16 protein-coding genes are annotated in these 14,059 nt (G+C 62.3%); 10 read left to right on the top strand and 6 right to left on the bottom strand.

Annotated elements, in window-relative coordinates:
• Window positions 1-239: 239 nt before the first annotated feature.
• Complete coding sequence (locus RA24_RS17610) at window positions 240-1,118, top strand: sensor histidine kinase (RefSeq protein ID WP_241480970.1); 879 nt, start codon at window positions 240-242, stop codon at window positions 1,116-1,118.
• Between the two features lie 14 nt (window positions 1,119-1,132).
• On the opposite strand, the gene RA24_RS17605 is transcribed toward RA24_RS17610, so the two are convergent.
• Together RA24_RS17605 and RA24_RS17600 are read right to left on the bottom strand one after the other, a co-directional pair.
• Window positions 1,133-1,519 (bottom strand): response regulator, encoded by a 387-nt coding sequence (locus tag RA24_RS17605; RefSeq protein WP_019295153.1) that lies wholly within the window; start codon window positions 1,517-1,519, stop codon window positions 1,133-1,135.
• Between the two features lie 266 nt (window positions 1,520-1,785).
• Window positions 1,786-2,961 carry an acetyl-CoA C-acyltransferase family protein gene (locus RA24_RS17600; RefSeq protein ID WP_039193248.1) on the bottom strand — a complete coding sequence of 392 codons (1,176 nt, stop codon included), beginning with the start codon at window positions 2,959-2,961 and terminating at the stop codon, window positions 1,786-1,788.
• Between the two features lie 198 nt (window positions 2,962-3,159).
• Between RA24_RS17600 and RA24_RS17595 the strand changes: the two genes are divergently transcribed.
• A complete protein-coding gene (locus tag RA24_RS17595) occupies window positions 3,160-3,726 on the top strand; it encodes a helix-turn-helix domain-containing protein (protein ID WP_039147698.1) in 567 nt (188 codons plus the stop codon).
• 244 nt (window positions 3,727-3,970) lie between these two features.
• Window positions 3,971-4,177, top strand: a complete 207-nt coding sequence (locus tag RA24_RS17590) for a cold-shock protein (protein ID WP_019295156.1) — start codon at window positions 3,971-3,973, stop codon at window positions 4,175-4,177.
• A 67-nt stretch (window positions 4,178-4,244) separates the two neighbouring features.
• On the opposite strand, the gene RA24_RS17585 is transcribed toward RA24_RS17590, so the two are convergent.
• Entirely contained in the window at window positions 4,245-4,646 is a 402-nt protein-coding gene (locus tag RA24_RS17585) for a VOC family protein (protein WP_039193246.1), read from the bottom strand.
• Between the two features lie 163 nt (window positions 4,647-4,809).
• Here RA24_RS17585 and RA24_RS17580 point away from each other — a divergent pair, with 163 nt between their 5' ends.
• Window positions 4,810-5,997, top strand: a complete 1,188-nt coding sequence (locus tag RA24_RS17580; protein ID WP_039193244.1) for a glycine C-acetyltransferase — start codon at window positions 4,810-4,812, stop codon at window positions 5,995-5,997.
• Between the two features lie 14 nt (window positions 5,998-6,011).
• Window positions 6,012-7,040 (top strand): L-threonine 3-dehydrogenase, encoded by a 1,029-nt coding sequence (tdh, locus tag RA24_RS17575; protein ID WP_039193242.1) that lies wholly within the window; start codon window positions 6,012-6,014, stop codon window positions 7,038-7,040.
• 78 nt (window positions 7,041-7,118) lie between these two features.
• On the opposite strand, the gene RA24_RS17570 is transcribed toward tdh, so the two are convergent.
• Window positions 7,119-7,847, bottom strand: a complete 729-nt coding sequence (locus tag RA24_RS17570) for a metallophosphoesterase family protein (protein ID WP_039193310.1) — start codon at window positions 7,845-7,847, stop codon at window positions 7,119-7,121.
• Window positions 7,848-8,027: 180 nt separating this feature from the next.
• On the opposite strand from RA24_RS17570, the gene RA24_RS17565 reads away from it, so the two are divergent.
• Window positions 8,028-8,420, top strand: coding sequence for a hypothetical protein (locus RA24_RS17565; protein WP_019295161.1), 393 nt, complete (start codon window positions 8,028-8,030; stop codon window positions 8,418-8,420).
• A 57-nt stretch (window positions 8,421-8,477) separates the two neighbouring features.
• Here RA24_RS17565 and serA read toward each other — a convergent pair whose 3' ends face one another.
• Both serA and RA24_RS17555 read right to left on the bottom strand, forming a co-directional pair.
• Complete coding sequence (gene serA / locus RA24_RS17560; protein ID WP_039193240.1) at window positions 8,478-10,073, bottom strand: phosphoglycerate dehydrogenase; 1,596 nt, start codon at window positions 10,071-10,073, stop codon at window positions 8,478-8,480.
• Window positions 10,074-10,136: 63 nt separating this feature from the next.
• Window positions 10,137-11,291, bottom strand: a complete 1,155-nt coding sequence (locus RA24_RS17555) for a phosphoserine transaminase (protein ID WP_019295163.1) — start codon at window positions 11,289-11,291, stop codon at window positions 10,137-10,139.
• A 279-nt stretch (window positions 11,292-11,570) separates the two neighbouring features.
• Here RA24_RS17555 and serB point away from each other — a divergent pair, with 279 nt between their 5' ends.
• From serB to RA24_RS17535, 4 genes are all read left to right on the top strand, one after another.
• A complete protein-coding gene (gene serB / locus RA24_RS17550) occupies window positions 11,571-12,446 on the top strand; it encodes a phosphoserine phosphatase SerB (protein ID WP_039172195.1) in 876 nt (291 codons plus the stop codon).
• A gap of 8 nt (window positions 12,447-12,454) precedes the next feature.
• Window positions 12,455-13,213, top strand: a complete 759-nt coding sequence (locus RA24_RS17545; RefSeq protein ID WP_039193239.1) for a TSUP family transporter — start codon at window positions 12,455-12,457, stop codon at window positions 13,211-13,213.
• Window positions 13,214-13,278: 65 nt separating this feature from the next.
• Window positions 13,279-13,599 carry an ArsR/SmtB family transcription factor gene (locus tag RA24_RS17540; protein ID WP_039147687.1) on the top strand — a complete coding sequence of 107 codons (321 nt, stop codon included), beginning with the start codon at window positions 13,279-13,281 and terminating at the stop codon, window positions 13,597-13,599.
• Window positions 13,596-14,033, top strand: a complete 438-nt coding sequence (locus RA24_RS17535) for an SRPBCC family protein (protein WP_039193237.1) — start codon at window positions 13,596-13,598, stop codon at window positions 14,031-14,033. The genes RA24_RS17540 and RA24_RS17535 overlap by 4 nt, the downstream gene beginning before the upstream one ends.
• Window positions 14,034-14,059: the final 26 nt, after the last annotated feature.

Here is a 14,059-nt window from a genome sequence, read left to right as displayed (position 1 = left end):
TGGACGCTGAGGTCTTGGGAAACGCCTTTTTCTGGTCTCCCTATGCGTCCTTTGTCCTCGATTGGAATGGCCGCATTCTTGCGTGCAACCGCAGGGCCGAACGCAGTTTCGCACCGGGTTGCGAACCCGGCAGCGGTGCGCTTCAAGGCACATGCATCAGCAGCCTGACCCTGCTGGATCCGGACCGGGTGATTGCAAGGCTCAGGCAAGGTACAGCGCATGGCGCAACGACTTTGCCCATGAATGCGAACATCCGCCCGTCCACGGCGCCAGAAACGGATTTCCGCGTTTCGCTGTTAAAGTCTGACGCCAAGGGTGAGCGGCTGATCATGCTGACCCATGATCAGCTGCGAGTCACCGCTGAGTCGCTCCGGCAAATGAATGACCTGCGCAGCAAGCTCAACGATGAGCTGCGCAGCGCCAAGGAAGCCAACCTGAAACTGCAAGAAACCTTGCTGTCGATGGAGGCCTTTGCCCACGCCGCCTCTCATGATCTGCGAACACCGATCAGCACCCTGAATGGCGCCTTGCACTACTTCTCGCAGCACTATGCCGCCGGTCTGCCGGAGACAGCCCAGGAATTCCTGAAGCACATGAGCCGGGCCACCAGCCAGATGGACCGGCTGACAACGGAGCTTTTGGAACATTCGGTTTCAACGTCCGCCCGGATCAACATTCAGGACATTTCAATTCAGGACGCAGTATCAGAGGCCTGCGCAGGCCTTGCCCAGGAGCTGCAAGCCTGCGGTGGCCAAATCAGCGTGTCAGGCAGCGGTTTCCGGCTGCATGCCGACCCTACCCTGCTGCACCTCGTCCTCACCAACCTGTTGACCAACGCAATCAAGTACCGGCACCCTGGGCGCCCTCTGGAAATCAAAATCAGTCAATCTTCCGCAGGGCGGGACAATTGGGAACTGTCAGTTTCGGACAATGGAACCGGCTTTGACCCCAAAGACAAATTCTTGATCCTCCAGCCGTTTCATCGCGCACACCGTGAAATCGAAGGCAGCGGCATCGGACTGTCGACTTGTGCAGAGATTTGCCGCCGCCACAACTGGCAGTTCACAGCCGATGCAGACCAAGGCAAAGGCGCCATCTTTACAATTGCCTGCAGCTAGGTCCCGGAACCTGCTCAGCTTGCTTCTGCGGTAACACTCTGGCCGGTTACATAGTCGACCATGCTTACAAGGTCCGGCAGGTTAACCGGCTTGTGCAGCACCCACCGGATATTGCGGCTCAGCCCAAACAGTTCGCCGCCGGTGAACAGCCGGCTGCCGGTGATGTAGACCACCGGAATATCGGGGCGCATGAGCGCGGCATAATCCGCCACTGGCAAGGACATTTCCTCCCCGATCTTCAGATCAAGGATCAAAATACCGGTTTCGATGCCGGAAAGAGCTGAGATGGCTTCGGAACAACTGGCAACGGCGGTGACATCATATCCGGCGTCCCGCAAAGCCATCTCGAACGTGAACCGGACACCCTTGTCGTCTTCCAGAAGCAGGACCTTGGCTGTCATTTTACCCCCTTACCATCCAGCAGGCTGCCCTGGCAGCGCGCGAGCCTTGTGCCGGATCGCTGGTCAACTATCCCGTAGAAGTTATTCCAGCGAAGCTTCGGTAAGAAGTTGTTAATATTCTTTGATTCCTACCGTTTCTTTATTTCTACTTTGAATTGCATCTCCTGTATATGAAAGAAGCGTAATATGCCCGTTAAACAAAGAGCTCCCAATGGCGAAAGGCCAGACATGGGACCCCGTCATTCGCAATCCCATGCCGTTTGCAATCAAATGCGCTCAACCGCCAGTGCGATACCCTGACCGCCGCCAATGCACATGGTGATCAGCCCTTTGGAACCGCCGGTTCGCTCCAGTTCATACAGTGTTTTCAAGGTGATAATGGCACCTGTGGCCCCCACCGGGTGGCCCAGCGCAATGGCGCCGCCGTTGGGGTTCACCTTGGCCGGATCCAGCCCCAGCTCCTTGTTCACCGCCAACGCCTGCGAGGCAAAGGCCTCGTTCGACTCGATCACGTCGAAATCGCCGGCAGACAGCCCGGTCTTCGCCAGCAGGTTGCGCACCGCGGGCACCGGGCCGATGCCCATCACTTCGGGGCGCACACCGGCATGGGCATAGCCCAGAATCCGCGCCTTGGGTTTCAGCCCGGCCCGCTCTGCAGCGGTGGCAGTGGCCAGTACCATGGCCGCGGCGCCGTCGTTGATTCCGCTGGCATTTCCGGCAGTTACCCGGCCGTCCTTCTGGAACACAGCGCGCAGGCCCGCCAGCGCCTCTGGCGTGGTGGGCTTGGGGTGCTCGTCCACTTCAAACGGCACCATGTCGCGCTTCACCTTGACCTCCACGGGCGTGATCTGGGACTTGAAATGGCCCGCCTCGATCGCCGCCGCGGCGCGGGTCTGGCTGGTGAGCGCAAACTCGTCCATCTGCGCGCGGGTGATGCCGTGCTCATCGGCGACGTTCTCAGCCGTCACCCCCATATGGCCGGTACCGAAGGGGCAGTTCAGCGCGCCCAGCATCATGTCGAGCGATTTCACATCACCCATCTTGGCGCCCCAGCGGCTCTGCTGGAGGATGTAGGGGCTGCGCGACATGTTCTCGGCGCCGCCGGCCAGCGCAAATTCCGCATCGCCCAGGGCAAGCGATTGATAAGCAGAGACAATTGCCTGCACGCCGGAGCCGCAGAGGCGGTTCACGTTCATCGCCGGCACCACGTCCGGGACGCCTGCCTGCATCGCCGCAACCCGGCTCAGGTACATGTCACGGGGCTCGGTGTTGATGATGTGGCCGAACACCACATGGCCGATCTGGCCGCCCTCCACCCCGGAGCGTTCCAGCGCCGCCTTGGACACGGTGGCGGCCAGGTCGATCGGCGCGGTATTTGCCAGCGCGCCGCCAAAGGTGCCGATGGCGGTGCGGGCGCCGTCCAGGATCACGATATCTGTCATTGGTCTTACTCCTCAACTCCTGCGTTGGCGCCAGTATGCGCCCGCAGCATCGACCTGTCTGCCGGGACGTGCCGTCATGGAAACGCGGCGTCACCCCCCGTGCACCCCCTGTACACCCCCTGTGCACCGCCGCGGCGCAGCATCTGCAGTTTGCCGGATCAATTGACAAATGCAGCCCATCGGCGCAGAGAATCCGTCATGACGGAAAACACAGACGATATCCTGACCCTGCTGCCCGCCCGCCTGAAGGAGGCGCGCCGCGCCCAAGGGCTGAGCCTGGAGGCGGTGGCGAACCTGTCGGGCGTCAGCCGCTCGATGGTGAGCCAGATCGAGCGCGGCGAAAGCTCCCCCACTATTGCAACGCTGTGGAACCTCACGCGCGCGCTGCAGGTGGATTTTGCGGGCCTTCTGGAAGCGGGCGACATGCAGGACCGGATCGAGGTGCTGCGCGCGTCGGATGTGCCCAAGATCGAGAACATGGGCCAGGGCTGCCGTATCCGCATCCTATCACCGCCAGAGGAGGCCGGGGGCCATGAGGTCTATGACATCCGGTTCGATCAGGGCGGCGCGCTGGTCAGCCAACCGCACACCCGCGGCGCGGTGGAGCAGCTGACGGTGCTGGAAGGCGAGATTGCAGTCAGCTCCGGCAATGCCAGGGACCAGCTGCAGGCCGGCGACACCGCGCGCTATGCCGCCGATGTGGCCCATTCGATCACCGCGCCCGAGGGGCCTGCGCGGGTGTTTCTGATTGTGAAGAATGCGTAGTCCAACCCCGTTCCAGCCGTACTGGTAAGTTTTGCCTGCACTTTTCGGCAGGAAATCCCCACCTTGTGCCTTTTATGCACATTCCCCTTGAACGACTCGGGGGACCGGCCCATATGTGGTCCGCTAACGTTATTCTTGTCGATCCACTGTCTCCCGTTTACCGGCGCTTTCAGTCTCTCGATCCAGACCGACTACGCCAGGCTGCCGCACTTCCGCGGGCAGCATCAAAAAGGAGACTACGGATATGGCCACCGGCACCGTAAAATGGTTCAACACCACCAAAGGCTACGGCTTCATCGCGCCCGAGGGCGGCAGCAAAGATGTGTTCGTGCACATTTCCGCTGTTGAGCGTTCCGGCCTGACCGGCCTGGCGGACAACCAGAAAGTTACCTTCGACATCGAGCCCGGCCGTGACGGCCGCGAGTCGGCGGTGAACCTGCAGCTGGCATAAGCCTCGCAGCAGTACTGATCGGAAGCGCGGTCCCTGAAAAGGGGCCGCGTTTTCTTTTGTGCGGGTGTCAGCCTTTGTTGTTTTCACCCCAGAGCCAGGGTTCCCACAGTTCAACCTTGTTGCCTTCAGGATCCATGATCCAGGCGAAGCGGCCGTTTTCATGGGCATCCGGCCCTTTCAGCACCGGGATGCCTGCGTCCGTGAGCTGTGCGATCATCCCGTCCATATCGTCGATCCGGTAGTTGATCATGAAACCGGCGGTGCTGGGGTCAAACCAGGTGCCGTCCGCATCTGCGGTGCCCCAGACGGTCAGACCGCCATCCTCTGCGGTGTCGTCCTGCCAGTTCAGGACCGCACCGCCGAATTCCTGCAGGTCCAGTCCCAGATGGTCGCTGTACCACTTGGCCAGTGCTCTGGCGTCGCCGCGTGCCTTGATGAATACCCCGCCGATTCCTGTGACCTTTGCCATGGACGCACGCCTCCCTGTTTCAGTGGCAGATAGTCCGGTTTGGCGGATTTCCACTCACACATTCCAGTTTCACGGATTTTTTTCCGCAATCCTGAAATCCTGTATTCCGGAAACGCATCCGCTATGATAGACACGCGACTCGAGACACCAAGGGAGTTTGCGCATGTCCACTGCTTTTCTGACCGACATCTCCAACACGCTGGCCCAGATCGAGGGCGAGGGGCTGTACAAGCGCGAGCGAATGATCACCTCCCCGCAGGGGGGCGAGATCACGGTTGGCGGGCGAGAAGTGATCAACCTGTGCGCCAACAACTATCTGGGTCTGGCCGACCACCCCGCCCTGATCAAGGCTGCAAAGGACGCGATGGAGCCGAAAGGGTTCGGCATGGCGTCGGTGCGGTTCATCTGCGGCACCCAGGACATTCACCGGGAGCTGGAGCAGCGGCTGGCGAAGTTCCTCGGCAAAGATGATGCGATCCTGTTTGCCGCCTGTTTCGACGCTAATGGCGGGCTGTTCGAGCCGCTGTTGGGGCCGGAGGATGCGATCATCTCCGACAGCCTGAACCATGCGTCGATCATCGACGGGATCCGGCTGTGCAAGGCCAAGCGCTACCGCTACCTGAATAGCGACATGAACGACCTGGAGGCCTGGCTGAAGCAGGCCCGCGAGGACGGTGCACGGCATATCATGATTGCAACCGACGGCGTGTTCTCGATGGACGGCTATCTGGCCAAGCTGCCGGAGATCCGGGCGCTGGCCGACAAATATGACGCGGTGGTGATGGTGGATGACTGCCACGCCACCGGTTTCATGGGTGCGACAGGCGCCGGCACGCCGGAGCATTTCGGGGTGGACGTGGACATCCTGACGGGAACTTTGGGCAAAGCACTGGGGGGGGCCATCGGCGGTTATATCGCCGGGCCGCAGCCAGTGATCGACCTGCTGCGGCAGCGGGCGCGGCCCTATTTGTTCTCCAATTCGCTGCCGCCATCGATTGTTGCTGCCGGGCTGGAGGCGATCCGGCTGGTGGAGGAAGGGGACGGGCTGCGGGCGCAGCTGTTCGAGAATGCCAAGTACTGGCGCGCGGGGCTGGAAAAGCTAGGTTTTGACCTGCTGCCGGGTGAGCATCCGATCATCCCGGTGATGCTGGGCGAGGCGCAGCTGGCGCAGGACATGGCGGCCAAGCTGTTTGATGAGGGCGTTTATGTCTCCGGCTTCTTCTTCCCGGTGGTGCCGCGCGGCCAGGCGCGTATCCGCACCCAGATGAATGCGGCTCTAACCAAGGAAGAGCTGGACCGGGCATTGGCCGCCTTTGGCAAGGTGGGCAAGGAATTGGGAATTGTATCATGAGCCGTCCGAACACGATGAAGGCGCTGGAGAAGAGCCATCCGCAGGAGGGTCTGTGGATGGTGCAGGCGCCGGTGCCGGAGATCGGCCCCGACGAGGTGCTGATCAAGGTGAAGAAGACCGGCATCTGCGGCACCGACATCCATATCTGGAACTGGGATGAATGGGCATCGCACACCGTGCCGGTGCCGATGATCACCGGCCATGAGTTTGCCGGCGAAATTGTCGAGATCGGGCGCAATGTCACCGATCTGGCGGTGGGGCAGCGCTGTTCCGGCGAGGGGCATCTGATCAAGACCGACTCGCGCCAGAGCCGGGCCGGGAAGTTCCACCTGGACCCGGGCACCCGCGGCATCGGGGTGAATGAGCAGGGTGCCTTTGCCCAGTATCTGAAGCTGCCGGCCTTCAACGTGGTGCCGCTGCCGGAGGATATCCCGGATGAGATCGGCGCCATTCTCGATCCGCTCGGGAATGCGGTGCATACCGCGCTGAGCTTTGACCTGTTGGGCGAGGACGTGCTGATCACCGGCGCGGGCCCCATCGGCATCATGGCGGCGGCGGTGGCGAAACATGCCGGCGCGCGGCATGTGGTGATCACCGACATCAACCCGGACCGGCTGACACTGGCAGAACATGTGGTGCCGGCGGTGCGTGCGGTGAATGTGGCGCAGGAGGACCTGCAGGATGTGGTGCGCGATTTGGGTCTGAAACAGGGCTTCGACGTCGGGCTGGAGATGTCCGGGTCGCAGGCGGCCCTCGACCAGATGGTGGAGGCACTGGTGATGGGCGGCAAGATTGCCCTGTTGGGCATTCCGCCGGGCAAATCGCCGGTCGACTGGTCGCGCATTGTCTTCAAGGCGATCACCATCAAGGGCGTCTACGGGCGCGAGATGTTCGAGACCTGGTACAAGATGATCGCGATGCTGCAGAACGGGCTGGATGTGAGCCGGGTGATCACCCACCGGTTCGGCGTCGATGATTTCGCCGAAGGCTTTGCGGCGATGAAATCCGGCTCCAGCGGCAAGGTGGTGCTGGACTGGACGTGATGTCCGGTTGAGGGGGCTTTGCCCCCTCGCGCCTTTGGCGCTCACCCCCAGAGTTCTTGTGGAAAGATGAAAAGCGGATCAGGGTTCCAGCAGCACCCTGCCTGCGTCTGTCAGCAGCCAGCAATCGCGGCCTTCGAACACTGCAGCGGTGAGCGGGCGGCCGTAGCCGGCGCCGCTGTCGAGGTTGACCCGGTTCACGTGATGCTCCGCCCGTTTCCCCGGAGTGTGCCCATGCACCACCAGCCAGGGGTGGGCGCGTTCGTCGTTCAGGAACTCCTGCCGGATCCAGATCAGGTCGTCTTCGCTTTGGCTCTCCAGCGGAAGGCTGGGGCGGATGCCTGCGTGGACGAACAGCAGTTCGCCCTCCTGATGATAAGGTTTCAGGCCTGCGAGGAAATCCAGATGCGCCCGCGGCACCGCTGTACGGGCGCGGGCGTGGGTCTGGTAGATGCGGTCGCCGTCTGCGACCTCCACGCCGTAGGATTGCAGAGTCTCAATGCCGCCAATGCGCTCGTGCAGCCAATGATAGCCGACCAGCAGCCGGGCGTCGTTGCGCGGGTAATCCTCGAGAAACATTGAGAACATGCGGTCGTGGTTGCCCTTGAGGCAGATCCAGTCGCGGCCCGCGGCCTGCCCCTGCATCAGCCGTTCGATTACGCCGCAGCTGTCCGGGCCGCGGTCGGTGTAATCGCCGAGGAACACAATGCGGGCATCCGCGCCGCCGTCGGCCCCAATCAGCGCCAGCGCCTGCTCCAGCATCTCAAGCTGGCCGTGAATGTCGCCAATGGCGTAGATCGGGGAAGTCATCACATGTCCTTTGCTGCTGATGTTTTGATGCCGGATCAAGCCTTGCACCTCAACCCCGCAGAAATGTCCCACCCCGCCGGTTTTCCCAAAAGATCAGTGAAGTATGCTAGGCTGGCGTTTCGAAATCCGCGGCGTTCCGATGATGGGAGAAACGGAACAGCGACATGGGAGGGACAAGTGATGAATGGAATTGCACGGCCGTTCATGCTGATTGCAGTGGTGTGTGCCCTGGGCGGCATGGTTTGGGGGATCCAGATGTCGGCGAGCCAGGATCACCTGCTGTCGCCGGCGCACGGGCATCTGAACCTGCTGGGCTGGGTCAGCTGCGCGATCTATGCGTTTTATTATCATCTGGTGCCAAGCGCCGGTGAAGGTAGGCTGCCGCGGCTGCATCTGACTGCCACAGTGCTGTCGCTGGGGCTGCTGGTTCCGGGTATCCCGCTGGCGATCCAGGAGCGCACAGAGGTGCTGGCCCAGGCCGGATCACTGGCGGCGCTGGTGTCGATGCTGGTTTTCGGCGTTATTGTTCTGCGCAGCCGGCCGGAGAAGGCAACGATCGCGCACCAGAGGTGACAACGGAAAAGCCCCCGCAGCAATGGCGGGGGCTTTTGCAAGATTATGCCAGACGGGTCAGACGACGTCGAACTGCAGCGGCTTGATCTGGTTGAACAGACCGGTTTCCGCCAGTTTGGCGCGCACCTCTGCCGGGACTTCATTATCCACATAGAGAAGCGCAATGGCTTCGCCGCCGGCCTCGGAGCGGCCCAGGGTGAAGTTGGCGATGTTGACGCCGTGGTCGCCCAGGGTGTGGCCCAAGGTGCCGATGATGCCGGGCACGTCCTCGTTTGTGGTGTAGAGCATATGCGCGCCGACGTCGGCGTCGATATTGATGCCCTTGATCTGGATGAACCGCGGCTTGCCGTCGGAGAACACGGTGCCGGCCACCGAGCGTTCGCGCTTGGAGGTCACCGCGGTCACCTTGACATAGCCGTCAAAGGAGCCGGATTTGTCCTGGCTGGTGGTGGAGATTTGCACACCGCGCTCCTTGGCAACAACGGGCGCGGAGACCAGGTTCACCTCCGGGTTGGCGCGTTTCATGATGCCTGCAACCACCGCGCAGTTCAGCGCATCCAGGTTCATGCCGGCGGCGACACCGTCATAGAGGATGTTGATCGCCTTGATCGGCTCATCTGTCATCTGACCGACGAAGCTGCCCAGATGATCGGCCAGCTTGATCCAGGGGCCCATGACCTTGGCTTCCTCAGCGGTGACGCTGGGCATGTTGAGCGCGTTTTCAACCGCGCCGGTCAGCAGGTAGTTGGACATCTGCTCTGCCACCTGCAGGGCGACGTTTTCCTGCGCCTCGGTGGTGGCGGCGCCCAGGTGCGGGGTGCAGACCACGTTGGGCAGGCCGAACAGGGCGTTTTCCTTGGCCGGCTCCTCCGAGAAAACGTCGAAGGCGGCGCCGGCCACATGGCCGGAGGTCAGCAGTTCCGCCAGCGCGCCCTCGTCCACCAGGCCGCCGCGGGCGCAGTTGATAATGCGCACGCCCTTCTTGGTCTTCTCAAGGTTCTCCTTAGACAGGATGTTGCGGGTCTGGTCGGTCAGCGGCACGTGCAGGGTGATGAAATCGGCACGGGCCAGCAGCTCATCCAGCTCCACCTTTTCGACGCCCATCTTGTCTGCCTTCTCGGTGCTCAGATAGGGGTCATAAGCCACCACCTTCATCTTGAGGCCGCGGGCGCGGTCGCAGACGATGCCACCGATGTTGCCGGCGCCGATAACGCCCAGGGTCTTGGCGGTCAGTTCGGTGCCCATGAACTTGGACTTTTCCCATTTGCCGGCATGGGTGGAGGCGGAGGCCTCCGGCAGCTGGCGGGCGACTGCGAACATCATTGCAATCGCGTGTTCGGCGGTGGTGATCATGTTGCCGAACGGAGTGTTCATCACAATGACGCCGCGCTTGGAGGCGGCCTCCTTGTCGATGTTGTCGGTGCCGATGCCGGCGCGGCCGATCACCTTGAGGTTCTCGGCGTTCTCAAGGATCTTGTCGGTCACCTTGGTGGCGGAGCGGATCGCGAGGCCGTCGTACTGGCCGATGATTTCCGCCAGTTTATCTTTGTCCTTGCCCACGTCGGGCAGGAAGTCGACGTCAATGCCGCGGTCGCGGAAGATCTGAACGGCGGCCTCGGACAGCTTGTCGGAGATGAGTACTTTGGGAGCCATGTCTGTGGTCCTTAGAATGTCTGTGCTGGGACGGCGGGCGTAGCCGCCCGCCTTTGAGGTTGCTCAGGCCGCTTCGGTCTGCGCGGCGATCTCGGCCTCGAAGGCCCATTTGATCCAGGGCATCAGGGTTGCCACGTCAGAGGCTTCCACCGTGCCGCCGCACCAGATGCGCAGGCCCGGAGGCGCGTCGCGGTAGGCGCCGATGTCGTAGGCGACGCCTTCAGCTTCCAGCCGTTTGGCGACGGCCTTGGCAAAGGCAGCGCCGTCCTGGATGCGCTCGTCGGTAAACTTGAGGCAAACAGACGTGTTGGAACGGTATTCCGGCTGTTCCGCTAGGAAGGCGATCCAGGGGTTGTCCTGCACGAAGCTTTGCACTGCGGCGAGGTTCGCGTAGGCGCGCTCGCGCAGGCCTTCCATACCGCCCACCGAGCGGGCCCAGTCGAGCGCCAGCAGGTAGTCCTCCACCGCCAGCATCGAAGGCGTGTTGATGGTCGCGCCCTGGAAGATGCCGTCGATCAGCTTGCCGCCCTTGGTCAGGCGGAAGATCTTGGGCAGCGGCCATGCGGGTGTGTAGCTCTCCAGACGCTCCACTGCGCGGGGGCTGAGGATGATCATGCCGTGCGCAGCTTCGCCGCCCAGCACCTTCTGCCAAGAGAAGGTGGTCACATCCAGCTTGTCCCACGGCAGATACTGCGCAAAGGCGGCGGAGGTGGCGTCGCAGATCGTCAGGCCTTCGCGGTCCGCCGGGATCCAGTCGCCGTTGGGGACGCGCACGCCGGAAGTGGTGCCGTTCCAGGTGAAGACGACGTCGTTGGTGAAATCGACGGTGCCGAGGTCCACGATCTGGCCATAGTCGGCGGTTTTGACGGTGGCGTCGAGCTTCAGCTGTTTGACCGCGTCGGTGACCCAGCCGGAGCCGAAACTTTCCCAGGCCAGCATCTCGACGCCGCGGGCGCCGAGCAGGTTCCACATCGCCATTTCCACCGCGCCGGTGTCGGAGGCGGGAACGATGCCGATCTTGTAACCGGCGGGGATGTTCAGGATTTCCCGGGTGCCTTCGATCGCTGCTTTCAGCTTGTCCTTACCCACCGCGGCGCGGTGTGAGCGGCCCAGAGGCGCGCCTGCAAGTTTGCTCAGATCAAAGACGGGGGGTTTGGCGCAAGGGCCGGACGAAAAACGCGGATTGGCCGGCCGCGCGGCAGGTTGTTCAATAGCCATAAATGCTACCCTTCCAGATAAGCGCCCCTCGTTGGGGAGGGGTGTCCCGTGATCAGAGCTAGTGTGCTGCAGCGCGGCACGCAACAGAAATTTCAGAAAAATGCGGCTGTTCATCTGTTTTTTGCGACATGAATTTCCACCATCGGAAACAGCCGCGCTGAAATGGCGCAAAGGGCCGCTCCTTATGATGCACCCTGATTTCCGCAGTTTTTTGCCGTCTGGCTGTTCTGCCGGGACGGCGTTATGACAGGGCAAACAGCGCTGGAACGGAGCCTGCCGATGTACACCGCCACCCTGCTTTGCAACCCTGCCCGACCGGTGCTGGAGCCCGCGCTGATCGAATCGCTGCGCAATGCCTGGGGCGGTGATGAGGCGGTGTGGCTGGCGCTGGGAGTGGCGGCCGAGTTTCCGTTGAAGCAGATGCCGGATAACCGCTGGGACGTCTGGGCGGACCTGCAGGGCATGGGCGTGGATCTGGTCATTCAGCCCAGCGCCGGGCGCAGGAAAAAGATGCTGCTGGCCGACATGGATTCGACCATGATCCAGCAGGAATGCATTGATGAGCTGGCCGAGGAGGCAGGCGTCGGCGCGCGGGTGAAGGACATCACCGCGCGGGCGATGAACGGCGAACTGGATTTCGAAGGCGCGCTAACAGAGCGGGTCGGGCTGCTGAAGGGGCTGCCGGAGACGGTAATCGCCAAGGTTCTGGAAGAGCGCATTACCCTGATGCCCGGCGGCAAGCAGCTGCTGGCGACGATGAAGGCGGAGGGCGCCTATGCGGCGCTTGTTTCTGGCGGCTTCACGGCGTTCACGGCGCGGGTCGCAGAAGTACTGGGATTTGACGAGAACCGCGCAAACACGCTGCTGACCGAGGACGGCAAGCTGACCGGCGAGGCGGGCCGGCCGATCCTGGGGCGGGAGGCCAAGGTGGAGGCGCTGGAGCAGATCTCCACCCGGCTTGGTATCGCGGAGGCGGATGTGATTGCAGTTGGTGACGGCGCCAATGACCTGGGCATGCTGAAGCGCGCAGGCGCAGGTGTGGCGCTGCATGCCAAGCCCTCGGTCGCGGCGGAATGCGATATCCGCATCAATCACGGCGACCTGACGGCGCTCTTGTACATCCAGGGCTACGCCCAGGACGAATTCAAAGGCTGATCAATTAGATGCTGGAAGTGGGTTTCGAGACCCTGCTGCTGTTGCTGGCGGCGGGGTTTGCTGCCGGGTTCATTGACGCAATTGCAGGCGGCGGCGGGCTGATCACGGTTCCGGTTCTGCTGCTGGCCGGGGCCAATCCGGTCACCGCGCTGTCGACCAACAAGATCCAAGGGCTGTTCGGCTCAGCGACCGCCGCCTTCACCTATGCGCGGGCGGGGCATGTTGATCTGAAGGCCCAGGTCGGGCCTGCGCTGATTGCCTTTGCAGCGGCAGTTGCGGGTGCGTTTCTGGTGGCTTACCTGCCCACCGAATGGATCCGGGTAATCTTGCCGGTGCTGCTGATCGGGATCGCCATTTTCTTTGCGCTGAAGAAGGGGCTGGATGATCTCGACCGGCACCGCCGCCTGTCCCCTGCCCTGTTCACCGTCCTCATCGTGCCGCTGTGCGGGGCTTATGACGGGTTGCTGGGACCTGGTGCGGGCAGCTTCTACATGCTCGCCTTTGTGTCGCTGGCGGGCTACGGAATCCTGCGCGCAACCGCCCACACCAAACTGCTGAATTTCGCCTCCAATGCAGGGGGTCTGCTGGCGTTTTCCTTCTTTGCGACACCGTGGTGGATCACCGGCCTGCTGATGGGCTGCGCCCAGATTGCCGGTGCGCGGGCGGGAGCGGGGCTGGCCAAGAAGCAGGGGGCAAAGGTGATCAAGCCGCTGCTGGTGGTGACCTCTGTCTCGCTCGCGGCCAAGCTGCTGTGGGATATGATGTAAGGTCGGCTCTGGCTTTGCCCCATATTTAACATTTTCATTAATTAACAAACATGCTAATAAATAGCATGGTACCGATTCTGAAATCCTTTGCCGCGCTGTCAGACGAAACCCGGCTGATGATCGTGGATCAGTTAATTACTGAGGGCGAACTGCCCGCCGGGGATCTGGCCCCCGGTGCAGGCATTTCGGCTCCGGCGATCTCTCGCCATCTGAAAGTCCTGCGCGAGGCCGGGCTGATAACCCAACGGGCCGAGGGCACTAAGCGGCTCTATTCTGCCCGGCCTGAAGGGCTGCGGATGATCGCCGAATGGACGCAATCGCGGCGCGCCTTCTGGGAAGGGAGCCTGGACAGGCTGGAAGCGGCCCTGATGGAGGACGAGGCATGAGCGACCTGCAGCTGAAGCGGACATTTCCGGTCAGCCCGGAGAAACTGTTTGCCTGGGTGACAACGCCGGACAAGCTGCTTCAATGGTGGGGGCCGGAAGGGGTTACCATTCCGGAGCATGACCTGGACCTGAGCCGCACCGGCCCCTGGTATTCGGTCATGCAGAACAGCGACGGCCAGCGGTTTCATGTTTCTGGCCAAGTGACCCATGTGGATGCGCCGAAATCGGTTGGCTTCACCTGGGCCTGGCACGGCGACGACGGCAGCCGCGGCGATGAGAGCCATGTGACTCTGACCATTGCGGCCACCGGGGATGGCGCCATTCTGGTGGTCGACCACCGGGATCTGGGCGATGACGAGTTTGCCGCGCGCCACGAAGACGGCTGGACCTCAACCCTGCGAAAGCTGGAGGCGCTGCTGTCCGCAGAAGACTGAACCATCAACGAAACCAAGGGAGTAGA

The sequence above is a fragment of the Leisingera sp. ANG-M6 genome (assembly GCF_000813905.1).
GTDB lineage: Bacteria > Pseudomonadota > Alphaproteobacteria > Rhodobacterales > Rhodobacteraceae > Leisingera.
Note: the sequence above shows the minus strand (reverse complement) of the source record. Positions and strands in the feature narration are given on the sequence as shown.